Origin of the sequence: Wenyingzhuangia heitensis (assembly GCF_011762155.1) — a bacterium.
Taxonomy (GTDB): domain Bacteria; phylum Bacteroidota; class Bacteroidia; order Flavobacteriales; family Flavobacteriaceae; genus Wenyingzhuangia; species Wenyingzhuangia heitensis.
The window spans coordinates 36,404-60,612 of record NZ_JAASQL010000005.1; the positions used below are offsets into that span (position 1 = coordinate 36,404).

20 protein-coding genes and 1 tRNA gene are annotated in these 24,209 nt (G+C 32.1%); 12 read left to right on the forward strand and 9 right to left on the reverse strand.

The window, feature by feature from the left end:
• Positions 1–47 precede the first annotated feature (47 nt).
• The gene (gene ahcY, locus FHR24_RS13415; protein WP_167189873.1) at positions 48–1,361 is read left to right on the forward strand and encodes an adenosylhomocysteinase; all 1,314 of its coding nucleotides are present in this window, start codon (positions 48–50) and stop codon (positions 1,359–1,361) included.
• Positions 1,362–1,555: 194 nt separating this feature from the next.
• A complete protein-coding gene (locus FHR24_RS13420; protein WP_167189877.1) occupies positions 1,556–1,804 on the forward strand; it encodes a hypothetical protein in 249 nt (82 codons plus the stop codon).
• A 165-nt stretch (positions 1,805–1,969) separates the two neighbouring features.
• Here FHR24_RS13420 and folK read toward each other — a convergent pair whose 3' ends face one another.
• Positions 1,970–2,464, reverse strand: a complete 495-nt coding sequence (gene folK, locus FHR24_RS13425; protein ID WP_167189895.1) for a 2-amino-4-hydroxy-6-hydroxymethyldihydropteridine diphosphokinase — start codon at positions 2,462–2,464, stop codon at positions 1,970–1,972.
• A gap of 59 nt (positions 2,465–2,523) precedes the next feature.
• Between folK and sppA the strand changes: the two genes are divergently transcribed.
• The 4 genes from sppA (at position 2,524) to murA (ending at position 9,088) form a co-directional block, all read left to right on the forward strand.
• Positions 2,524–4,260 (forward strand): signal peptide peptidase SppA, encoded by a 1,737-nt coding sequence (sppA, locus tag FHR24_RS13430; protein ID WP_167189898.1) that lies wholly within the window; start codon positions 2,524–2,526, stop codon positions 4,258–4,260.
• Positions 4,261–4,505: 245 nt separating this feature from the next.
• Positions 4,506–6,845: an ATP-dependent helicase gene (locus FHR24_RS13435; RefSeq protein ID WP_167189901.1), complete on the forward strand. Its 2,340-nt coding sequence runs from the start codon at positions 4,506–4,508 to the stop codon at positions 6,843–6,845.
• A gap of 248 nt (positions 6,846–7,093) precedes the next feature.
• On the forward strand, positions 7,094–7,771 hold the full coding sequence (locus FHR24_RS13440) for a DUF4290 domain-containing protein (RefSeq protein WP_167189904.1): 678 nt from the start codon (positions 7,094–7,096) through the stop codon (positions 7,769–7,771).
• 9 nt (positions 7,772–7,780) lie between these two features.
• Positions 7,781–9,088 (forward strand): UDP-N-acetylglucosamine 1-carboxyvinyltransferase, encoded by a 1,308-nt coding sequence (gene murA / locus FHR24_RS13445; RefSeq protein WP_167189907.1) that lies wholly within the window; start codon positions 7,781–7,783, stop codon positions 9,086–9,088.
• Positions 9,089–9,191: 103 nt separating this feature from the next.
• On the opposite strand, the gene aroC is transcribed toward murA, so the two are convergent.
• Together aroC and FHR24_RS13455 are read right to left on the reverse strand one after the other, a co-directional pair.
• The gene (gene aroC / locus FHR24_RS13450) at positions 9,192–10,253 is read right to left on the reverse strand and encodes a chorismate synthase (protein WP_167189910.1); all 1,062 of its coding nucleotides are present in this window, start codon (positions 10,251–10,253) and stop codon (positions 9,192–9,194) included.
• A gap of 81 nt (positions 10,254–10,334) precedes the next feature.
• On the reverse strand, positions 10,335–11,090 hold the full coding sequence (locus FHR24_RS13455; RefSeq protein ID WP_167189913.1) for a sulfite exporter TauE/SafE family protein: 756 nt from the start codon (positions 11,088–11,090) through the stop codon (positions 10,335–10,337).
• 184 nt (positions 11,091–11,274) lie between these two features.
• Here FHR24_RS13455 and FHR24_RS13460 point away from each other — a divergent pair.
• Positions 11,275–11,359: transfer RNA gene (locus FHR24_RS13460), tRNA-Ser, on the forward strand.
• 59 nt (positions 11,360–11,418) lie between these two features.
• On the opposite strand, the gene FHR24_RS13465 is transcribed toward FHR24_RS13460, so the two are convergent.
• Positions 11,419–12,273 (reverse strand): RluA family pseudouridine synthase, encoded by an 855-nt coding sequence (locus FHR24_RS13465; RefSeq protein WP_167189916.1) that lies wholly within the window; start codon positions 12,271–12,273, stop codon positions 11,419–11,421.
• Between the two features lie 175 nt (positions 12,274–12,448).
• Between FHR24_RS13465 and FHR24_RS13470 the strand changes: the two genes are divergently transcribed.
• Positions 12,449–13,759: a DEAD/DEAH box helicase gene (locus tag FHR24_RS13470; RefSeq protein WP_167189919.1), complete on the forward strand. Its 1,311-nt coding sequence runs from the start codon at positions 12,449–12,451 to the stop codon at positions 13,757–13,759.
• 140 nt (positions 13,760–13,899) lie between these two features.
• Positions 13,900–14,472 (forward strand): hypothetical protein, encoded by a 573-nt coding sequence (locus FHR24_RS13475; protein WP_167189923.1) that lies wholly within the window; start codon positions 13,900–13,902, stop codon positions 14,470–14,472.
• A gap of 23 nt (positions 14,473–14,495) precedes the next feature.
• Here FHR24_RS13475 and FHR24_RS13480 read toward each other — a convergent pair whose 3' ends face one another.
• Together FHR24_RS13480 and FHR24_RS13485 are read right to left on the reverse strand one after the other, a co-directional pair.
• Positions 14,496–15,437, reverse strand: a complete 942-nt coding sequence (locus FHR24_RS13480) for a DMT family transporter (RefSeq protein WP_167189926.1) — start codon at positions 15,435–15,437, stop codon at positions 14,496–14,498.
• Between the two features lie 119 nt (positions 15,438–15,556).
• Positions 15,557–16,867 carry a DEAD/DEAH box helicase gene (locus FHR24_RS13485; protein ID WP_167189929.1) on the reverse strand — a complete coding sequence of 437 codons (1,311 nt, stop codon included), beginning with the start codon at positions 16,865–16,867 and terminating at the stop codon, positions 15,557–15,559.
• 499 nt (positions 16,868–17,366) lie between these two features.
• Between FHR24_RS13485 and FHR24_RS13490 the strand changes: the two genes are divergently transcribed.
• Both FHR24_RS13490 and FHR24_RS13495 read left to right on the forward strand, forming a co-directional pair.
• Positions 17,367–18,560 carry an ImmA/IrrE family metallo-endopeptidase gene (locus FHR24_RS13490; protein WP_167189933.1) on the forward strand — a complete coding sequence of 398 codons (1,194 nt, stop codon included), beginning with the start codon at positions 17,367–17,369 and terminating at the stop codon, positions 18,558–18,560.
• 10 nt (positions 18,561–18,570) lie between these two features.
• Positions 18,571–19,116, forward strand: a complete 546-nt coding sequence (locus tag FHR24_RS13495) for a hypothetical protein (RefSeq protein ID WP_167189937.1) — start codon at positions 18,571–18,573, stop codon at positions 19,114–19,116.
• Between the two features lie 502 nt (positions 19,117–19,618).
• Here FHR24_RS13495 and FHR24_RS13500 read toward each other — a convergent pair.
• On the reverse strand, positions 19,619–21,181 hold the full coding sequence (locus tag FHR24_RS13500) for an NAD(P)/FAD-dependent oxidoreductase (RefSeq protein ID WP_167189940.1): 1,563 nt from the start codon (positions 21,179–21,181) through the stop codon (positions 19,619–19,621).
• Positions 21,182–21,318: 137 nt separating this feature from the next.
• Positions 21,319–21,765, reverse strand: a complete 447-nt coding sequence (locus FHR24_RS13505; protein ID WP_167189943.1) for a KTSC domain-containing protein — start codon at positions 21,763–21,765, stop codon at positions 21,319–21,321.
• 156 nt (positions 21,766–21,921) lie between these two features.
• Here FHR24_RS13505 and FHR24_RS13510 point away from each other — a divergent pair, with 156 nt between their 5' ends.
• Positions 21,922–22,989 carry a helix-turn-helix domain-containing protein gene (locus FHR24_RS13510; protein ID WP_167189946.1) on the forward strand — a complete coding sequence of 356 codons (1,068 nt, stop codon included), beginning with the start codon at positions 21,922–21,924 and terminating at the stop codon, positions 22,987–22,989.
• Between the two features lie 218 nt (positions 22,990–23,207).
• Here FHR24_RS13510 and FHR24_RS13515 read toward each other — a convergent pair whose 3' ends face one another.
• The gene (locus FHR24_RS13515) at positions 23,208–24,155 is read right to left on the reverse strand and encodes a tRNA dihydrouridine synthase (RefSeq protein ID WP_167189949.1); all 948 of its coding nucleotides are present in this window, start codon (positions 24,153–24,155) and stop codon (positions 23,208–23,210) included.
• Between the last annotated feature and the right edge of the window lie 54 nt (positions 24,156–24,209).

Consider the following 24,209-nt stretch of genomic DNA (forward strand, 5'->3'; position numbering starts at 1 on the left):
GTAAGGATTTTGTAAATTTGTGGTCTAAAAGCAACAAATATAGTAATATGAGTTTAGAAACAACATACGTTCCTTATAAAGTAAAGGATATCTCATTAGCAGATTGGGGTAGAAAAGAAATTCACTTAGCAGAAGCTGAAATGCCAGGTTTAATGAGTATTCGTGAAGAGTACAAAGGTAAAAAACCTTTAGCAGGTGCTAGAATTGCAGGATGTTTACACATGACAATTCAAACAGCTGTTTTAATTGAAACATTGGTAGATTTAGGTGCTGAGGTTACTTGGTCATCTTGTAATATTTTTTCTACACAAGATCAAGCTGCTGCTGCAATTGCTGCTGCTGGAGTTCCTGTTTATGCTTGGAAAGGTTTAAATGAAGAAGAGTTTGAATGGTGTATAGAACAAACTATTTTCTTTGGTGAAGATAAAAAGCCTTTAAATTTAATTTTAGATGATGGTGGTGATTTAACCAATATGGTTTTAGATAAATATCCGGAATTAGTAGCCGGAATTAAAGGTTTGTCAGAAGAAACAACTACTGGAGTTCACCGTTTAGTAGAGCGTGTGAAAGCAGGTACATTACCAATGCCAGCTATTAATGTAAACGATTCTGTAACAAAATCTAAATTTGATAACAAATACGGATGTAAAGAATCTGCAGTAGATGCAATTCGTAGAGCTACCGATGTAATGATGGCTGGTAAAGTTGCTGTAGTTGCTGGTTACGGAGATGTAGGTAAAGGTTCTGCTGCCTCTTTACAAGGAGCTGGAGCAAGAGTTATTGTAACAGAAATTGATCCTATTTGTGCGTTACAAGCAGCAATGGATGGGTTTGAAGTAAAGAAAATGGACGATGCAATTAAGCGTGCAGATATTGTAATTACAACAACAGGAAATAAAGATATTATTGTAGGTCGTCACTTTAAAGCTTTAAAAGACAAAGCTATTGTTTGTAACATTGGTCATTTTGACAATGAAATTGACATGGCTTGGTTAAATAAAAACTACGGAGAATCTAAAGTAGAGATCAAACCTCAGGTGGATCAATATACAATTGATGGGAAAGAATTTTTAGTATTGGCAGAAGGACGTTTGGTAAACTTAGGATGTGCTACAGGTCACCCAAGTTTTGTAATGTCTAACTCTTTTACAAACCAAGTATTGGCTCAGTTAGAACTGTGGAACAATGCAGGTGCTTATGGAAATGATGTGTATACATTACCAAAGCATTTAGACGAAAAAGTAGCTCGTTTACACTTAGCAAAAATTGGTGTAGAACTAGATACTTTATCTGAAGATCAAGCAAAATATATTGGAGTTACGGTTGAAGGACCTTTTAAACCAGAATATTACAGATACTAGGAATATGATTTCTTAGAAAAAAAGCCTCACAAATTGTGAGGCTTTTTTTGTGGTAAATTTTTGCATCTCGACTCCGCTTGACGACCTAAGGAACACTTTTAAAATAGTCTATTTTATTTATGCGTTAAATGAGTTTGAAAAAGTGTGTTTCTTTTTGATTTATTATTGAACTAAATATTTTAAATAACACAAGAATGAAAGCATATAAAGTAAAATCAGATTGGAATTTCTTTAGAACGTATATTATTTCATTAGGGGATACTATAGAAAAAGATGATTTAGGAATTAAGCATAATAATCAAAGTGAAATTTTTATAAAATGTAGTGTTTCTATTTATGAAAAATTTCAGAAAAACTATGAATTAGTAGAGGTGAATTCATTTCCAGAAATGTTCTTTGTCGTAAATCGGTATTCTGGATTTGGAAACCAATTTTTGTTCTAGATAGTCTATTACACTAGAACTTACAGAGTGAAATGTTATTTCGAGTTTTTTAGAGGAACGAGAAAAGTATCGAAAAGTAGTTTTTTAACAAAAGTAGTATTTAATATTCTTGTTGTTTTAGAAAATAGTATATGTTAAAAAAAGTTTGAGCAGAGTTGAAAGCTTTTATAACTGATGTTTTGTTTTGGTAATCATGCTATTGTCATTGCATTCATCAAGCAAAATCTCTAATTTTTTTTGCAAAACAGGATGTTCAAAATTAGATATTATTTCAATAATAGGAATCAATACAAAATTGCGGTCTTGCATTCTTGGGTGGGGTACTGTTAATGTTTTAGTATTGATAATATCTGTATTGTAAAAAATAATATCAATATCTAAAGGTCTGGCTTGGTAACCTTTGGTAGCATTGTTTCGGGTTCTTCCCAATTTTGTTTCTATATAAAGAAGCTTATTGATAAGAGATTCTGCATCTAGTTCTGTTTGTAAATTAATTGCAATATTATAAAAATCATCACTTTTAAAACCCCAAGGAGGAGTTTGGTAAACAGAAGAAATTTGATTCACCTTTCCTAGTTCAGAAATTTGTTGAATGGCAAGGTTTAAATTTTCTAATTTGTTTCCTAAATTAGTACCTAAAGATAAAAGAGCAGTGTTCATTAGCAAGTGTCTATTGCGCAAAGAAATCACTTATATTTGTTTAAATAAAAAATTGAAGAATGAATTTTATAAAAAGTGTGCTATCTTCTATGGTAGCCATATGGTTAGTTATTGTTGTTTTTGTATTAGTAGGAATAGGGTTTGTTGTAGCTATTTCTGATGATATTGTAGAAGAGGTTAAGCCAAACACCGTTTTAGAAATAGATTTATCTGGAGAAATGAATGATTTTGCTCCAAATGGTATAGATCCTGTTTCTGAGGTTTTGGGTTTTGAAGAAAAAACAGTAGGTTTTAATAATGTTTGCAAAGCAATAGAAGGTGCCACTTATGATAAAAATATTAACGGAATTAGCATTACAAATTTACCAGCTACTATGGGGTGGGCACAAGCTACCGCATTAAGAAAAATGTTAAAAACATTTAAAAGTAAAGGAAAGTTTGTATATGCTTATAACGATGTCTATTCTCAAAAAGATTACTATGTAAACTCTATTGCCGATTCTGTTTTTATGTCTCCCTTAGGGTATGTTGAATTAAAAGGGTTACATTCAGAGGTTCTTTTTTACAAATCGTTTCAAGAAAAATATGGAGTAAAAATGGAAGTTATTAGGCATGGTAAATACAAAAGTGCTGTAGAACCTTTTATAGCTGATGAAATGAGTGATTCTAACGAAAAACAGATCAGTGAGTTGATACAAGGATTATGGACCGAGATTCACAAATCAATTTTTACTTCTAGAAAGATCAATGTAGAACAAGCCGTGATGAATTATTATGGAGAATCTTCAAAAGCAGCTCTAGAAAACAACTTAATTGATGGGGTTGTATATAAAGACACTTATCAAGATAAATTAAAGAAAAGATTAGGAAATGATAAGCTAAAAAAGATTTCTATTACAAATTATATAACCAATCAATCTCTATTAAGTTTAGCTGCCAAAGGAGATCAAATTGCAGTTGTATATGCGCAAGGAGAAATAATTTATGGAGAAGGAGAGCTTACTGTTATTGGTCAGAAAAAAATGATAAAAGCATTAAATAAAGCTGCAGATAATAAAAATGTAAAAGCAATAGTTTTTAGAATTAATTCTCCAGGAGGAAGTGCTTTGGCATCAGATTTAATATGGAGAGCTGTAGAAAAAGCAAAAGAAAAGAAACCTGTAATTGTGTCTATGGGGAATTTGGCAGCATCTGGTGGCTATTATATTGCTGCGGGTGCAGACAGAATTTTTGCAGAACCTACTACTATTACAGGATCTATAGGAGTTTTTGGTATGTTGCCTAATGCAGCTCAATTGGCTAAAAAAATTGGAATCAATGCACAGGTTGTAAGCACGCACAACAACGGAGCACATTACAGTGTTGTACAGCCATTAGATATGCGTTTTAAAAAGGTAGTAAAAAACAGTATTGAGCATATTTACGATGAGTTTTTAGATAGAGTTTCCAAAGGTAGAAATATGACTAAAAATCAGGTTGATGAAATTGCACAAGGTAGAGTTTGGACAGGGTTAAAAGCTTTAGAAATAGGTTTGATAGATGAGTTAGGTGGTCTGGATAGTGCAATTGCTTATGCCGCAAATAAAGTAAATGTAAAAGAGTATTCTTTAAAAGAATATCCAGAGTATGAATTAGATTTTAAAGAGTTGTTTAGTTTAGGAACATTTTTAAAATCTACAACAAATATAGATGCTGTTTTAACAAATACAGGATTGGATAAAGTAATCGCTGTTAAAAAAGTACTAGAAATAAAGGGAGCGCAAGCAAGAATTCCTTTTGAAATAAATGTAGAATAACTATTAGTTAAATAATAGGCTGATTTTTAGAGAGTTTAGCGTTTAAAAAATCATTTTAATTATCTTAGTGACTCTGCTAAACAGTATAAAGAGTGTGTATGTGGAGTTGATATGTTTTTAGAGAACAGAAGCTAACATGCAGCAGAACCACACACTAAAAAAAGAGAATTAGAAAACAGATTGTATAGCGGTAACCATTCCCTAAATAATTCTTATTTTTAGCCTACTTAAAAAAGAATAGCCAAGTGTCAGATTATTTAGAAGGATTAAACCCACCACAACGTGCAGCCGTTGAGCAAATGGAAGGGCCAATGATTATTATTGCCGGTGCAGGATCTGGAAAAACAAGAGTATTAACGTATAGAATTGCCCATTTGTTAAAAAATGGAGTCGATTCTTTTCAAATACTATCATTAACCTTTACCAACAAAGCCGCTCGAGAAATGAAAGAGCGTATTGGTGCCGTAGTAGGAAAAAGTGAAGCTAAAAATTTATGGATGGGAACTTTCCACTCTGTTTTTGCTAGAATTTTACGTTCCGAAGCTGATAAATTAGGGTATCCATCAAGTTTTACCATTTATGATTCTCAAGATACCGTTCGTTTAATGAATTCTATCATTAAAGAATTGGGATTAAATAAAGAGCAATACAAAACAAAAGCTATTTTAGGGAGAATCTCTCAGTTTAAAAATAATTTAATTACCGTAAAAGCTTACAGAAATAATCCAGAATTAATAGAGGCTGATACCATGGCGATGCGACCACAAATGGGAGCTATTTACAAAGCCTATGTAGACAGATGTTTTAAAGCGGGAGCTATGGATTTTGATGATTTGTTGTTAAGAACCAATGAGTTGTTAGTCCGTTTTCCAGATGTGTTGTCTAAATATCAAGACCGATTTAGGTATGTAATGGTAGATGAGTATCAAGATACCAACCATTCTCAATACCTAATTGTACGAGCTTTGGCAGATCGTTTTCAGAATATTTGTGTGGTAGGAGATGATTCTCAATCTATTTATGCCTTTCGTGGAGCAAATATCAATAACATCTTAAATTTTCAAAAAGATTATCCAGATGTTAAAACGTTTAAGTTAGAGCAAAACTATCGTTCTACAAGCAACATTGTAGAAGCTGCCAATAGTTTGATAGAAAAAAATAAGACACGTTTAGACAAAACTATTTTTACAGCCAATGATGAAGGTGGTAAAATAAAAATAATGCGTACCCTTTCTGATGGTGAAGAAGGACGTTGGGTAGCCAATTCCATTTTTGAAAATGCGATGAATTTGCAAAAAACGTATGACGATTTTGCCATTCTATACAGAACCAATGCACAATCTCGTGCTATGGAAGATGCCTTGCGTAAAAAAGGAATTAAATACAAAATTTACGGAGGATTGTCTTTTTATCAACGTAAAGAAATTAAAGATTTATTGGCTTATTTGCGTGTCATCATCAATCCAAATGATGAAGAAGCGTTAAAAAGAGTCATCAATTATCCGGCAAGAGGAATTGGAGCAACGACTATAGATAAGTTAACAATTGCAGCCAATCACTACGGGAAATCAATGTTTAATGTACTTCAAGATTTAGACAATACGGATATTAAAATACAGGGAGCTACCAAAAATAAATTGGTCAACTTTTCCAATTTAATAGAAGGTTTTCAAATATCTGCACAAGCCAATAATGCTTTTGAAGTAGCTGATGAAGTCGTAAAAAGAATTGGTTTGATTAAAGATTTACAGGGAGATGGTACACCAGAAGCCGTAAGTAAAGTTGAAAATGTTCAAGAATTATTAAATGGAGTAAAAGACTTTATAGAAGAACGCAAAGAACAAGATTTAGACAATAGTTTAACGGCATTTTTAGAAGATGTTGCCTTGGCTACTTCTCAAGATTCTAAAGAAGATGATGAGCCTATGGTTTCTTTAATGACCATTCATTTATCCAAAGGATTAGAATATCCGTATGTGTATATTCCAGGAATGGAAGAAACATTATTTCCATCTGCGATGAGTATTAATACTCGCAGTGAGTTAGAAGAAGAAAGACGTTTGTTTTATGTAGCAATTACTAGGGCAGAAACTCAATGTTATCTAAGTTTTGCACACACACGCTACCGATGGGGAAAATTAATAGATTGTGAACCTAGTCGTTTTTTAGAAGAAATAGACGAAAAGTACATAGAACACTTAGCTCCGCAAAGAGATAAAGTAGTTGCCAATCGTTTTGTAGATAGCAATTTATTTGAAGATGACATTCCTAGAGATAAAATTCGTTTTCGTAAACCCGTTTCTAGATCTATTCGTAATCAAGATAAACCTGCCGAAAAGAAAACACCGTTTAAACAACCTCAAAATTTAAAAAGAGTAACTCCAAGTTTGGCTCAAAAATTGGGAACTTCTAAACCGGCTCAAAAACTAGCTGTAGGAAACAAAGTAAATCATGCTAAATTTGGAAATGGAGAAGTTTTACAGGTAGAAGGAACAGGAGTTAATATAAAAGCAGAAGTGAAATTTGAAGGCATAGGAACCAAAAAAATTCTATTGCAATTTGCCAAGTTAAATATATTAGAATAACCCAAATTCCTGTTAAATATTTTGATGATAACACTATATAATTCATACAATAATTGAAATTGGTTTTGAATATCATTGTTTTTGCGTAAAACAAGTATTAAAAATAGTTGACCGAAATTTTTAAATAAAACAAACAGTAAATATATTTTCCTTTTAGGATAAATAATTGTTTATTGTAATACCAAATGTTGTTGAAATCTATTCGTCTGAATACATTAACAAGCAGCATATAACACTTAAATAAAACTATGGGTTTTGATTTAGAATACAATTCTGAAAGAAGCACTTTGATTATTCCAGAATATGGAAGGCATGTACAAAAATTAGTAAATCATTGTGTAGCATTAGAAGACGATCAAGAAAGAGAAAAAATGGCTCATGCCATTATAGATGTTATGGGGAATTTACAGCCTCATTTAAGAGATGTGCCAGATTTTAAACACAAGTTGTGGGATCAGCTATTCATTATGTCTAAGTTTCTTTTAAAGGTGGAATCTCCTTATGAAAAAATAACAATTGAAGAAGCAAATGCAAAACCAGAAAGGTTAAATTATCCTAAATCTGCCAGTAAGTATAAGTTTTACGGAAACAACATTCAGACCATGATTGATGTTGCTTTAAGTTGGGAAGAAGGAGATTTAAGAGATGCTTTAGTACTGAACATTGCCAACCATATGAAAAAGTGTTACCTAAATTGGAACAAAGACACAGTAGAAGATGGTGTGATTTTTAATCATTTGGCAGAATTGTCTAAAAAAGAAATCGATTTAAGAGGTTCGGATATAGAACTATCGCAAAGCGGTACTTTGTTGCGTAAAAGTAATTCAGGTAGAATGAACAATCAACATCAGAAGAATAATAGCAACAACAACCGTAATAACAACAACGGTAGAAAACATAATAACAATCCCAAACATCGTAAATAATTTTACTACATGGCAACGTTTAAAGTAGAAGGAGGACATCAATTAAAAGGTGAAATCACTCCTCAAGGAGCAAAAAACGAAGTATTACAAATTTTGTGTGCTGTTTTATTAACTCCAGAAAAAATTAAGATTGAAAACATTCCAAACATTATAGATGTAAATAAATTGATCTCTATTTTAGGCGATTTAGGGGTGAAAGTAAATCAGTTAAGTGAACATACTTACGAATTTCAAGCAGATGAAGTAAATATAGATTACTTGAGTTCTGATGCTTTTAAAGAAGATGGTAAAAAACTACGTGGTTCTATTATGTTGGTAGGACCTATGTTAGCTCGTTTTGGAAAAGGATACATTCCTAAACCAGGGGGAGATAAGATTGGACGTAGAAGATTAGATACACATTTTGAAGGCTTTATAAATCTTGGAGCAAAGTTTAGATATAATAAAGAAGAACATTTTTATGGTGTAGAATCTCCGCGTTTGCAAGGAGCAGATATGTTGTTAGATGAAGCCTCTGTTACAGGAACTGCAAACATTGTAATGGCCGCAGTTTTAGCAAAAGGAACTACTACTATTTACAACGCTGCTTGCGAGCCTTACTTGCAACAATTGTGTAATATGCTAAACCGAATGGGAGCAAAAATTACAGGAGTAGGTTCTAACTTATTAACCATAGAAGGTGTTGAGAAATTAGGTGGAACAGACCATCGAATTTTACCTGATATGATTGAGATTGGTTCTTGGATTGGAATGGCAGCCATGACACAATCTGAATTGACCATTAAAAATGTATCATGGGAAAACCTGGGGCAAATTCCTCGTGTTTTTAGAAAGTTAGGAGTTAAGTTAGAAAAAAGAGGTGATGATATTTATGTTCCTCAGCAAGATTCTTACGAAATAGAAAGCTATATAGATGGCTCTATGTTAACTGTTTCTGATGCTCCATGGCCAGGATTTACCCCCGATTTACTAAGTATTATTTTAGTGATGGCAACCCAAGCAAAAGGAACGGTATTAATTCATCAAAAAATGTTTGAAAGCCGCTTGTTTTTTGTCGATAAATTGATTGATATGGGAGCTAAAGTTATTTTGTGTGATCCACACAGAGCAACTGTAGTTGGAATGAATCATAAACATACCTTAAAAGCTACCACAATGACATCACCAGATATTAGAGCTGGAATTTCTTTGTTAATTGCTGCGTTATCTGCTAAAGGAACAAGTACTATACACAACGTAGAACAAATAGATAGAGGTTATCAAAATATTGTAGAAAGACTACAAGCAGTTGGTGCTAAAATTGAAAGAATTGAGTAGTTAATAGACATCTACCAAATAAAATAAAAAAAGCGTAAGATCTAAATTAGATCTTACGCTTTTTTATGTGAATTATTAAAGATAGCTAATTTATAGTCAAAAATTAGATTCTTCTAGCTTTGTCTAACATAATATTATCAACCAATACCATAGCAGCTAAAGCTTCTACAATAGGAATAGCACGAGGTACTACACAAGGATCATGACGACCCTTTCCCATCATTTTTACAATATTACCATCTTTGTCTATAGTGTCTTGTTCTTGTATAACAGTTGCTACAGGTTTAAAAGCTACTTTAAAGTATATATCCATTCCGTTGCTAATTCCACCTTGTATTCCTCCAGAGTAATTTGTTTTGGTAGATCCATTAGGATTAAAAATATCGTTGTGTTGGCTACCTGTCATAGCTGCACCTTCAAAACCACTACCATATTCAAAACCTTTAACAGCGTTTATAGATAACATGGCTTTTCCTAATTGTGCGTGTAATTTATCAAAAATAGGTTCTCCCAATCCAACAGGTACATTTTGTATAACGCAAGTAACTACACCACCAACGGTATCTCCTTGTTTTTTAATTTCTCCAATATAATCAATCATTTCGTCAGCCTTTTTTTGATCAGGACAACGAGCGATGTTGCTTTCTATTAAAGAAAAGTCTAATTCTTGATAAGGAGTTTCTAAGTGAATATTCCCCACCGACGAAGTAAATGCATTTATTTTAATTTCTGGAATAGCTTGTTTTGCTACTGCACCTCCTACAACCCAATTGGCTGTTTCTCTAGCAGAAGTTCTACCTCCTCCTTTATAATCTCTATGACCATATTTTTGACTATATGTATAATCGGCATGAGAAGGTCTATATTGATCTTTTATATGAGAGTAATCTTTTGATTTTTGATTGGTGTTTACAATTCTAAAACCAATAGAAGCACCGGTAGTGATTCCTTCAAAAATTCCCGCCATAAATTCAACTGTATCAGGCTCTTTACGTTGGGTTACAATTTTAGATTGTCCAGGTTTTCTTCTGTCTAATTCTTTTTGAATAGCATCAAAGTCTAATTCAATCCCAGCAGGGCATCCGTCTATAACTCCTCCAATTGCAGGTCCGTGAGATTCACCAAAAGTGGTGATAGTAAATAGATTTCCAAATTTATTTGCCATAAAAAATAAGTTTGTGCAAATTTACGGAATTTTAAAAGATTGTAGTTTAAAATAACTGAAACATTTTAAGTGTAAAATAGTTTATGAAAACCACAATTTAATAGACATGGCAATTACAATTACAAATAGTACTGCTCTAATAAAACCATCTCCTTTTTTTACAGAATACCTACTCGCAACCCACGCACCACTAGCATTACCTACAGCAAGTGTTAAACCATACAACCAGTTCACTTTATCATTTATCACAAAAACAATTAACGCCACAAAAATGTAGATGCATATAACCGTAACTTTTGTTGCGTTTGCTTTTACTAAACTTAACTTATTAAGGTAGGGTAATAGCATTAAAATAATTAAACCATTTCCTGAATTTAAAAAACCACCATAAAGGCCTATAAAAAAGAAAGCAATAATAGCAATATAAAGGTGCTTTCCTGTAGTTCTTTCTATAGCTTGTTTTAACGATTTTTGTTTGCTTTTAAAAGCACTTAGGAATACCACAGCAATCATTACAATGGAAAGAATTTTTTTAAAAACATCACCATCAATATTCACGGCATAGTTAGCACCAATAAAAGCTCCTATAGAGGCCGAAACACCCAAATAAATACTAAAAGGAAAGGTGTTAATTCCTTTGCTTTTAAATCCGCTAGTGGCAGAGGCGGTCTGAAAGAAAACAGCAATTTTATTGGTTCCATTAGCAATTGTTTCGGGCAGTCCCATAAAAATTAATAAAGGAAGTGTAAGTATAGAACCTCCACCTGCAATTGTGTTAATGGCTCCAGCTAAAAACCCTGCAGGGATTAATAAAAGCAGGTGTAAATCAAAATCCATTTGTATGTTTTATAAGGTATAAAATTACGATTTTTAAAAGCTTATTTTTTGTTTTTATGAGGCCTAGTTTATTTTGCAACAGATATTTGTTTTTTGAATGAAAAAATAAAACAAGAAAAATTTGGGATATTAGAAGTAAGTATACTATATTTGCACTCGCAAACGAGAAATCGTGAGACGCTCAGGAGAAATGGCAGAGTGGTCGAATGCGGCAGTCTTGAAAACTGTTGACTGTAACAGGTCCGGGGGTTCGAATCCCTCTTTCTCCGCAAAACCTTCAAGTTTTACTTGAAGGTTTTTCTTTTGTAAAAAACATACATTTTTTTGTTTAAGAAAATAAACGATTGAATTTGGTAGGAATTTCTTTTTGTATTGTTAGTTTCTCACGGGTATACGGATGTATAAATGATAAAGAACTTGCATGTAAATACAATCCTTTCCCTTTTAAAATTTTTCCTTCAAGGCCATATTCAACATCTCCTAAAATAGGGTTGCCTATAGATGCACAATGTTTTCTTAGCTGATGTCTTCTGCCTGTGTGAGGTGTTAGCAGAACCATGTTTAAGTATTCGTATTTTTCTGAAGCGATTGTTTTTAACACTTGAAAACTAGATATGCTTTCTTTTTCGTCAACAGCAACATTAACTGTTCCTTGTAATTGCATAGCTCCAATAGTAACTGCCGTATAGTTTTTTTGAATAATTTTGTTTTCAAATAGTTTTCCTAGTTCTCTAATACTAGTAGCTGTTTTTCCAATTAATAACAATCCGCTAGTAGCAAAATCTAGTCTATGTACAGGTTGAGGTTTTACACTATCAGTTAATGAGCTTGTTTGTAAATTGTGAGGTAGTGCATTGGTAACTGTTTTGGCTTTGTTACCGCTAACTAATAATCCTGCGGGTTTATAAATAACAGCTAGGTAATCATCCTCCCAAAGCACTTCCAAATCTAGGTCAATGTTTTTTTTAATAAGTGTTTCGTCTTCTAATAGTTCAATTTGATCACTTTCATTAATAAACTGTCCAGAAACTCCACGTTTGTTGTTTACTAAAATGAGCCCTTTTTTTAATGCCTTTTTAATTCCTGCTTTACTAGGAATAGTAAGAAAAATACCAACGGCATAATCAGACAATCTAATTCCGTTTATAGTTGCGGGAACAATATGGTTTTCTACAATTTTCATGAACAACGAAGCTAAAGTATTCTAATTAAAACTAAGATATTTTTTAAAATACTATTTTATAAGCTATCTATCTCATAATCAAACAATATAAAAAAGGATAGCAATATCATTTATTTAAGTCGTATCTTCGCATCCGCTACAGAATTAACCAAGAGTTGATTCTTAAAATATATATATGACATTTGAATCTTTAGGATTATCAGAGGCTATTTTAAAAGCCATTAACAAAAAAGGGTATACAGAACCCTCAGCTATTCAACAAAAAGCCATTCCGCATGTTTTACAAGGTAAAGATGTGTTGGCATCTGCACAAACAGGAACAGGAAAAACAGCAGGTTTTACGTTGCCTATTTTACATAGTTTATCTACGCAAAATAAGTGGAAACGCAGACCTGTACGTGCATTGATATTAACACCAACAAGAGAATTGGCTGCTCAGGTTTATGAAAACGTAAGAGAGTACAGCGAGTTTTTAGATATAAAATCGGCTGTGATTTTTGGAGGTGTAAAACCAAAACCACAAATTACCACTTTAAGAAGAGGAGTAGATGTATTGGTGGCAACACCAGGTAGATTATTAGATTTAATCAGTCAAGATGCATTATCGTTGTCTAAAATAGAAGTACTCGTTTTAGACGAAGCAGATAGAATGTTAGACATGGGATTTTTAAGAGATATTAAAAAAATATTAGCCTTAATGCCATCAGAACGTCAAAACTTATTGTTTTCTGCAACCTTTTCTGCAGACATTAAAGCTTTGGCAAACACTTTTATGAAGAGCCCTATAGAGGTTGAATCTGCTCCACAAAACACAACGGCAGAAAGAGTAAAACAAACTTTTTATAACATAAACAAAGGAGACAAGCCTCTTGCGGTTATAGGCATGATTAAAAAAGGAAACTGGAACCAAGTTTTAGTTTTTACACGTACTAAGCACGGAGCTAATAAATTGGCAGAAAGATTGGCTAAATCTGGAGTAACTGCAGCAGCTATTCACGGAAACAAAAGTCAAGCGGCTAGAACCAAAGCTTTGGACGGATTTAAGAAGAACTCTGTTAGAGTATTGGTTGCTACCGATATTGCTGCTAGAGGATTAGACATTCCGTTATTGCCACACGTAATTAATTACGAATTGCCTAATGTACCCGAAGATTACGTACATAGAATTGGACGTACAGGTAGAGCAGGAGCTAGTGGAGAAGCTATTTCATTAGTTTGTGGTGAAGAATTAAAATTTGCTATTGATATAGAAAAGTTATTAGGTCTAAAATTACCTTTGCAAAATTTAGAGGGTTTTGATTTTAAAGCTCCTACTGCTGAAGAATTAAAAGCACTAAAAAAAGGACCTTCTAGAACCAATTCTCCTAAAGCTGCACAAAAACCAAGAACTCCAAAAAAGAAAATAAAACCAGGAGAAGCTCCAAAATGGGTGCAAAGTAAAAGAAATGCAGCTTCTAAATTAGGGAGAAGTAAAAATAGAAGATAAAGAAATTGTAAAGTATGATAAGGTATGTTTTCATTCCCTTTATTATAATCAGTTTTTGTAGTTGTAAAACTAAAGATACCCATAAGGTATACACTGCTGTTGATACGACTAAAAATCATAAAAAAAATCTAGACTCAACATTGGTTGGATCTAGATTTTCTTTTGATGTTATAAAATATAAAACATCAGAATTAGAGTCTGAGTTTTATTTAGACAATCAACCTCCTAAAAAAGAGCTTTGGATGTCTAATGAATTTTTAGAAAAATATATATTTCCTCAGCCTATTGCTATAGGATATTTTAATTATTCTCCTTCTAAGTATACCAATGCATATGCTTTTAAAGCCTACAAAGAGTTTTTAAATTTTGATTTGTTTACGTTTATATACAACAATGATGATGGATGCAGGATAGTATACGGAGCAACAACACTTAAAGATACATTGCAAATTTTAAGTACGGGTGTAATTGGTTTTGTGGGAGATGATGGAGCTGGTTGGATAGGAGAAAAAAAAGGAAAGTGGGTAACTCCTTTTATTTTTAATGCAATAGAAATTTCTAATTATGACGATGATTTTGTGGCAACCACCAACAACTCTCAAATAGATACCATTTGGTCTACCATTCATATAAATTCTAAAGGAATTTTTAAAGAGACTGTAACAAAAGAAGTACATTACCGAGATGGTAGAAAAATACAATCTTTGAACTAAGTTTTATAACAGGTGTTTCTGTTTTATCTAGCAATATTTCTAATGGGAGATTGTGGTTTTGTTTTTTTACCCTTAAACTTTCCATTAATAATAAATACCGCAACAATTCCTAAGATTCCACCAATAACGGTGTTCCAAAGAATATGTTCTCCAATAAAAAGAAACGAGGTTAACACGGCGGTGCTAGGGACAATAAAAATATAGGTGCTTGCTTTTTCGGCTCCAATTTTAGCAGTTACATATAAAAAACAGGTAGTTGCCAAGGCCGAATTTATAATTCCAAAATAGAGAATATTAAACCAAAAGGTAGTATCTGCTGTTGTAAATAATTGTTGAATCTCTTTAAAATCTATAAAATAAATCAACCCTAAGGCAGCAACAATATGGGTCCAAAAACTAAAGCCAATTGCATTTCCAAATTTATTGGCATGAGAGCTAATTTTACTCATAACAGCCCAAACAAAAGCGGCTAATAAGAAATATACATTTCCGGTATTTAAAATGGCAGCGGAGTTGTTCCAAACTTTTAGGAGCACCATTCCTGCAATAAAGCCTAAAGCCAAACCTATGTACTCTTGTTTTTTAGGAAGAATTTTACTGATGAATAGTCCAATAATATAAGCAAAAATAGGATTGATGGTGGTGACTAAAACTCCTCCTGCTCCTGCAAATCCTTGATGTACTCCTTTAAAAAAGAATAGGGTGTATAATAAAATAAAGACAGAGGCTCCTATTACATGAAACCAACCTTTTTTGTGAACAGTTCTCTTTGTTTTTGTAAAGTAAGTTAAAGGCAATAGGGTTAGGGGTACCAATATAAATCTTAAAAAACTTAAGTTTAAAGCACTGGTATAGGTTCCTAAAACTTTGGCACATGTCCAGCTTGTTCCCCAAGTACACATACTTAAAATCATGGCTGCTAATAGCCATTTTTCTTTTTTTGCTGTATTTTGTGTTTCTTTCATTGGGTGGTTTTAGTGTTTGCATCTCGACTCCGCTCGATGACCTTGTGTTGTTGAATCTCGATCCGCTTGATGTTTTAAAAAGGGTGTTCTAGCGGGGTAGAGAACAAAAAGCCAAACGGTTATATTTCTGTAACTCTAATTTTCTTTTTCTTTAAACGTTCGTTATTAATTAAATCAATTACAGATCTTGTGTTTTTTACTTTTACAGATACAAAGGCACAATCGTGTTTTAGTTCTATAACTCCTACTTGATTTCCTGATAAGTTTCCTTTTTTAATTAACAAGCCGGCAACATCTCCTTTAGATATTTTGTCTTGTCTACCTCCAGAAATAAATAAGGTTTTCCAAGGAGAGGGTTCTGGTAATGTTGCTTGGTTTAAATGTACTACTTCGTCTGTGGTAATAAAGTCTGGCACAGGTTCTTTTTTCCACTGAATTACATAAGCAGTTCCTTCACTATTCATTCTAGCAGTTCTACCGTTTCTGTGGGTAAACTCTTCTACTTTTAAAGGTAGTTGATAGTGTATTAAAAAATCAATTTCAGGAATGTCTAATCCACGAGCAGCTAAGTCTGTTGCTATTAATATTTGATGGGTTCCGTTTCTAAATTTTATCAAGGCACGTTCTCTGTCTTTTTGTTCTAGTCCACCATAAAAACAACCGTGACTAATTTCGTGATCGTTTAAATAATCACTCACTCGGGCAATACTATCTTTAAAATTGCAAAAGATAATTCCTGATTTATTTCCAATATGGCAAAGTGTATCTACCAAAGTTTTTAGTTTGTCTTTGTCTGGAGACAATACGGTTTTGATGATTAATTGAGATTTTTTTTCACTTAAAAAATTAATCTCTATAGGGTTTTTAATTCCAACAAATTCTGGAATTTCAATTTCTTGTGTTGCTGAGGTTAGTATTTTTTGTTGTACAGAGGGCAATAATCTAACAATTTCGCTCATTTCTTCTTCAAAACCAACTTCTAAAGATTTGTCAAACTCATCTAAAATAAGCGTGGTAATGTCAAAAGTTTCAAAACTACCTTTGCGTAAATGGTCTGCAATTCTTCCTGGTGTTCCAATTAATACGCTTGGGGTGTGTGCCAATTCTATTTTGTCTTTAGACATGGGTCTACCACCATATACACAGTTTACTTTGTAACCCGTTCCCATTTCTCTAAACACCTGTTCTATTTGTATGGCCAATTCTCTAGAAGGTGTAATAATTACCGCTTGTACTTCTGGACTTTGGGTAGATAGTTTTTCTATTAAGGGTAATAAAAAAGCGAGTGTTTTACCGGTTCCTGTAGGTGATAATAATACCACGTTTTTAAGTGAGTTAATTGCTTCTTGAGCAGCTTTTTGCATAGGGTTTAACTGTGTAATTCCTAATTTAGAAAGAATGCTTGCTTGGTTTTTATAGTGTGTAGACATTGTTTTTTAGACGGGTTGTTTTGTAATACAAATTTAGTGTAAACAAAACACAAATTAAGGATTGTTTTAAACGATGTTTGGAGTGCTACGTTATTCTTTACAGATGTTTTTATGTATTACACTACCTGTTTAGGCTTCCCTAGCACTTGTAAAGGGATCCCACTACCTATTATGGTTTCCTCACTACTTGTTTAGGCTTCCCCAGCACTTGCAAAGGTGTTCCCACTACCTACTATGGTTTCCCCACTACTTGTTTAGACTCTCCCGGCATAGTATTCGCTATTTAGTGGAAGTTTGTATAATCTGTTTGGTGATGAAATAGTATGGAAATAAAGTCAACAAGATTTGTTGAGTTAGTAAGTACAGACTGAGCTTTGAGAAAGAATTAAACCCGAATTAAGTTTTACGGGGTTTGTGTTTGTTTTTTTTGAGGGTAATTTCCCTTTTTTTAAGTGTAGTGTAAATAAAACACTATATTTGTGAGGGTAAATTCTCTTTTATGGAAAATTCAAATATTGATGATATTTTAAAATCTATTTTTTTAGAAAGCAATTCTCTTAATGTAAGGGAAATGTTTGATGAAAAATTGAAAACAATAAATGTAAGTAAAACTAAAGTTTTAAACTTACTAAAAATAGATAAAGATGTCTTTGAACAAATTATTAATGGAACTGCTAAGCAGCCTAATTTAATTCACGTTATAAAGATAGCCGATTTTTTAAATCTATCTATTGACCGATTTATAGAAGCTGTATTAAAAAATCAAAGTGTTGAGAATATACGCTCAATAGAAAATGCTCAAAATGCTACTTTTTTATTAAATAATTTTGATGTTAAGACGTTAACAAAGTTTGGCTTTTTCGAGAGTAAAGCAGATACAAATGAATTAGTAAATAAAGTATTAGCTTTTTTTGGATTTGAATCAATACGTGATTATGAATTAGAATTAAATAGTCCTTTATACAGTAGCTCAAAAAGAAACTTTTCAGATAAGATGAAAGATTTTTGGATTAAATCCGCATATCAAACTTTCAGAATAATTAATAATCCGAATGATTATAATAGAGCTAGATTAAAGGATTTGACAGTTAAAATTAAGCCCTATTCTCAAGATTTGAAAAATGGTCTTTTTACAGTATGTAAAGCTTTGTATAATGTTGGTGTTACTGTTGTTTTTCAAGATTATTTGGCTACAACTCAAGTAAGAGGAGGAACATTTATAATTGATAATAAACCCTGTATTGTTCTAACAGACTTTAATAAAAGTTATCCAACTTTGTGGTTTACTTTATTACATGAATTACATCATGTTTTATTTGATTTTGATTTAATAAAAAGTAATAATTTTCATTTAACGGGGGATGCTGATTTGTTTTTGATTGAAGAGAATGCAGATTCTTTTGCTAGAGATTTTTTTATGTCAGAAGAGAAGTTTAACTATATAAAAATGTACATTAAGAATCCTTTTCTAGTTTCAAAGTTTGCTATTGAAAATGAAATACACGTTTCAATGGTTTATTCTTTTTTTACTTGGTATCAAGATAAATTATATGGTAAAAAATATTATGGAGCTTTTAAAGAGTTTTACCCTGATTATAAAATTTCAGTAAGTAAATTGAGTCCGTTATCATGGAATGACGATAGTATTAAAATAGCAGGATTAAGAATTAAGAAAATTTTAGAGATAAATTAAAAAATAAAACATGTCTGAGAATAAGAAAATTAAGAAAAGTATCGAGCTTTCTGAAGCAGATATTGAGAGATTAGAACTTTTGCAAAAGGCTAATGAAAAAGTAGGTAAACAATTATCTATTAATTCTGAATTAGGAAGTTTAGAAGAGATAGATGAATTAAGAGAAATTGTAGGGAAAGAATTTGAAAATCCTGAAGAAAAATATAATATTTATTATAAAGGAATTAGAAAACTTTTAATGGATTTCTTGCCTAAAGGAAAAGAATTTAAAGAAGTAAGAGACATAATATATGATGAAAAAAATATTTTTCTAAATCTAGGTAAACGTAAGTCTGATAACAATGGGATTAGGGGAGGAGATAGTAGAATGACTTTTCAGCCTGTGATGAATGAAATATTAGATATAATAATTAAATGGGTTGCTGAGTCTCAAAATCCTTTTGATATTTATAGAGCTTTCTTTGACTTAAATGAAAAATATGGTTACGGACATGAGGAATATGATAAATCTGCTTTAAGTATTTCTAAAGCGATGATGGAACTTAGTAAAAAATAATTTCAGACAATTTTACCAGCCAAGTTCTATACCTACCAAAAGTACTCATATTTGGTTTTCTGTTTTAGAGCAGGGTGTTTATTTTAAGTTTTATAAATATATCTGTTTTCCTTTAAAAAAAGAGTTGTTCTTTATTATTTATAATAGCGGCTGTTTTTTTTGCTGTTATTACCTTGCGTTGCTTATTTTGTGAAGCGTTTTTTAGAACCATTTTACAATAAATTTAAAAAGAGGATGATAGGAGTCTGCTTTGGGGCTTCTTCCTAAAACGATATTTTTTAAAAATAGGCACTGCTAGCTTCCCCGAACGAGACCCGAATAAAACCCTATTAAAAATAGTGTGTTTTTGTTATTAAAATTGAGGGCTAATTAGGGTGTTTTAAGGCGTGTTAAAGTATTGAGGTTTAACGTTTTATTGGTTTCTCTTTTTGTCCGTAAAAACTATTCCAATTCTATATTCTGAATTCCTTTTTTTTTTTTTTTAATGAATAAACCTAAAATACTAAGCCTTTAAATTTTGAATAGCAGCTTCGGCACAACGTTCTCCATCCATGGCAGCAGAAATAATTCCACCTGCATAACCACCACCTTCACCACAAGGAAATAAACCTTCTATTTCTGGATGTTCTAGGTTTTCTTTACGTGGAATGTTAACGGGAGATGAGGTTCTAGACTCTACACCAATAACGTTTGCCTCGTTAGTGTTGTAACCGTGCATTTTGGCTCCAATTTGTGCAAAACCTTTTCGCAATCTACCTCCAATAGCTTTGGGTAATAAAGAGTGTAGAGGAGCGGAATTTAAGCCAGGTTGGTAAGAGGTTGGGTTTAGTTCTGGAGAGAGTTTTCCGTCTATAAAATCGGTTAAACGTTGGGCAGGAGCTGTTTGTGTTCTTCCGCCAGCAGTAAATGCCAATCTTTCTAAATCTTTTTGATATTGCAAACCTTTTAAAGCTCCGTATTGCTCGTATTTCTGCAAATCTTTTTGTGCATTAATTTCTACCACAATTCCAGAATTGGCAAATACGTTGTTTCTTTTAGAGGGAGACATTCCGTTTACCACCACTTCGCCATTGGCAGTTGCAGCAGGAACAATAAATCCGCCAGGGCACATGCAAAAAGAGTACACACCACGTTCTCTTACTTGTTCTACCCAACCGTATGCAGCAGCAGGCAATAATTCATGTCTGCTACCTTCGCAATGGTATTGAATGCTGTCTATAATTTGTTGAGGGTGCTCTACACGCACTCCCATAGCAAAAGATTTTGCTTGTAAAGCAATTTCTTTTTTGTGTAACAATTCGTAAATGTCTCGGGCAGAGTGGCCGGTTGCTAAAATTAATGCTTTGGCGGTTAATTCCCTACCATCTTTTAATTGTATGGCTTGTAGTTTGTTGTTTTTGGTAACAATGTCTACCACACGACTTTCAAAGTGAATTTCGCCACCATACTGAATAATGTTTTCGCGAATCTTTTCAATAATCTTAGGTAGTTTGTTGGTTCCAATATGTGGATGAGCATCTACTAAAATTTGATCTGTAGCTCCGTGATATACTAGGTTTTCAAAAATTCTACGAACATCACCACGTTTCAAACTTCGGGTGTATAATTTTCCATCAGAATATGTACCTGCACCCCCTTCTCCAAAACAGTAATTAGAGTCGCTGTTTACATTATGAAATTGGTTAATTTGACGTAAGTCTCTACGTCTATCCTGTACATTTTTTCCGCGTTCTAACACTACAGGTTTGTAGCCTAATTCTATACAACGCAAAGCTGCATACATTCCTGCAGGTCCAAAACCTACAATGTGTATTTCTGGTTTGTTAGAAACATCTTGGTAATTAAATTGATAGTCCGATTGCTCAGGAGCAAGTTCTTTAACGTAAACGGCTACTTTGTAGTTAAAGTAAATTTGAGGTTTACGAGCATCGATAGATTTTCGTAAGACTTTTACACTTGTAATGTCTTTTCTAGGAATGCTTAACCATTGTGCTGCTTTTATTTCTAGAATATTAGCCTTGGTTTCTTCTTGCAGTTTTATACGAAGTTGAATTTCTTTTACCATAGTGCAAAAATAGTTTATTTATTGCTAGTATTTTGTAGGATGTAATAGGTTTACAAAGAAAATGCAGATACGTATAAATAGTGAACTATTTGTAGGTATCTGCATTTAAATATTTTAGAAAGGTGTTCTGTTTTAGCTTATGCTTCTACAGTTCCTTTTTTAGATTTACGGTAAGTAAAAGAGTTAAAAATATTACGTTTTCCAAAGTTGTTTATAGATTTACTATTTACAAACTTTAAAAACAATTTATGATTCACTCCAAAGTATTCATACGTATTTCCATCGGTAAAAGTAACCTCTAATAACATACTTTTATGATGATAATCCGCTACTTGAGATTGTGTAATAGTTGCGGTATAAGCTTCTAAATTTGCCTCTTTAGTTTCTGGAGCAATACTTACTAAAAAGTGGTATCCGTCAATAATTTTTAAGCTTTCTTTTTCGGCTTCAACTTTTTCTTCTTCACCCTGAAATTTATCGGGATGCCATTGTTTAACCAATCCTCTATAAGTAGTTTTTAATTCCTTTAAATTGATGGCTCCTTCTACTTTAAAAAGCTTTTTATATTCGTTAATACGTTTCATGTTTTGTTTTTTTCAGGTTGCGGCTGCAAAGCTATTCATAATTAAACAGATAACCACCATTAATGTAAATGTTTTAAAGAAAATATAATAATAGATAACCAACAGGTGAAAATGTATTTTTTAAGGATTAAATTAGCAAATAAAAGCAAGATGAAAATGATTTTAGCAAGGATTAATAACTGGATTAATGTACAGAAACGGCATTTCTTTACGTATTCTGATGGTTTTTTTAATATGTCTTTTTTAGCCAATTCACCTGAAGTAATGGTTAAGAGTTGTATAAAACTACCCCTTGTAAAACACAATGCAGAAAAACAAATTTTATACTTAGACAATCCTTTTATAAAAGGAACGCTAAATTACATAGAGTTAGAAAAAGGTTTGTGGATTGTATCTACTGAAATAAAATACAAAAACAACGTATCTTACACTCCTGTTTACGACAAACTATTGCCTGCTAATTATTATAATATAACGTTAAACTTAATGGAAAATGACAACATGGATGATCATTTTGTATTAGGCAATTATAAAGTTAAAAACGAATCTATTTCTTTTTTGAAACCTACAAAAGATTTTTTTACGTGTCATTTTAAAGGATCAAAAGAATCTTTATTTATGCTTTATTTTAGTGAACAATGGAGTGAGAAGAATTTAATTAATTCATCTGGGGTTACACCAAGCGTAAAAAATATTATAGACGATGCTAATTTGTATTTTTTTAATAAAAATACAACTCACGGTGAGGTAAAAAAAATAATTTCTAAATTAACGACTACACTTCATCGGTTTCCAAAACCAAATATTTTAGAATTAAAAAAAATATCATACGAGGTCTTTGATGTTTTTTTTAATTACGTAAATAATTATGAAATTACGGAAAGTGTTGTTTTACCCAAAAAAGAAAAATTAAAATTAGAACGAATTGCTTATTTTTTACAACAAAATTTAATGGGTAAGTTTATGGGGATTGAATATTTATCAAAAGAGTTTAAAATATCTCCTACAAAATTAAAAAAGAATTTTAAAGTTTATTATGGAACTACTATTCTAAGATATTTTCAAGAAAAGCAAATGGATTTGGCAATGGAGTTTATTAAAAACAATAAACTGTTAGTTAGAGATATAGCGGTGATTTTTGGTTATGAAAACATAAGTAAGTTTTCTAGTACGTTTAAAAAACACCATCATCAATTACCATCGCAAGTTCATAAAAAAACTTAAAAAGTCTTATTGGGATATTTTAGTCTTTTTGGGTTATTAAAAAAATAGTACAAGTGTTATTTTTGTATAATAATTAGGGATTGATTAAACTATCAAAAAGTTGTATAAACTTATCATTTTGTATAAATACCTACCCATAATTTTACGAATGTAATAACTATAACTTTTTGTAAGGTTTAAAGACTATCTTTTTAGTAGTTAACAAAAGTATATCAGGATTATTTCTGTTTTGCAAAAATCTCATTAACGGTAGCTCTATAATTTCTAGGGCTACCATTCTTTTTAATGGCTTTGTATACTTTTCTAGGGTCATCAAAAGATTGAGAAAAATATTCCCAAAAACCTAACATTTTCATTTTAATAGGAGTGGGGCCAGATAGGGCTTCATCGTATTGTTGATAGATAGTGTCGTGAAATTCTTTAAAAATTTGCCATCTATTTTCAGGGTATTCAATGGTGTCGTTTTTAATCATGCTTGGCAAAAAAGGATCTGCAATTAACCCACGTCCAATCATAAAGTGATCTATGGTAGTAAAACGATCTTGTAAATTTTTAAAAGCTTGTACACTTGTAATATCTCCGTTGTAATAAAGTTTGTGTGGTGTTTGTTCTACACATTTTTGAAAAGAGTCTAAATCGGTTCCTCCTTTGTATAGTTGTTTTCCTATACGAGCGTGAATGGCAATGTTTTTTAATGGATATTTTTCTAAAATAGGAAAAACATCTAGAATTTCGGTAGGTTCTTCGTAGCCCATTCTCATTTTCATAGAAATAGTTACATCGCTTTCGTTGTGTGCTTTGTGTAAAACTTCATCTATTTTTTGTGGCTGACAAATCATTCCAGATCCCATTCCTTGTTTGGTTACCATTGGGTAAGGGCATCCTAAGTTCCAGTTTAATTCTTTATAACCTAAAGACTGAATGTATTTAACAACAAATAAAAATTCATCGGGGTTGTTGGTCATTACTTGCGGAATTAAATTTGCAACTTGATTGTTGTCTGGATTTAAATCGCGTTGGTAATTATTTTTAATTACCATTTTTCCATTCATTTTAATGTAGGGAGCATAAAAAGTATCAATCCCACCAAAAAAATGGTCAAAAGAATTACGAAACCTAAAGTCTGTAAAACCTTGTAAAGGAGAGGATAAAAGAGTAATAGACATTTTTTAAATTTTGGCAAAAATAAGGAAAAACAAGGCTATCCAATCAAAAAAAGA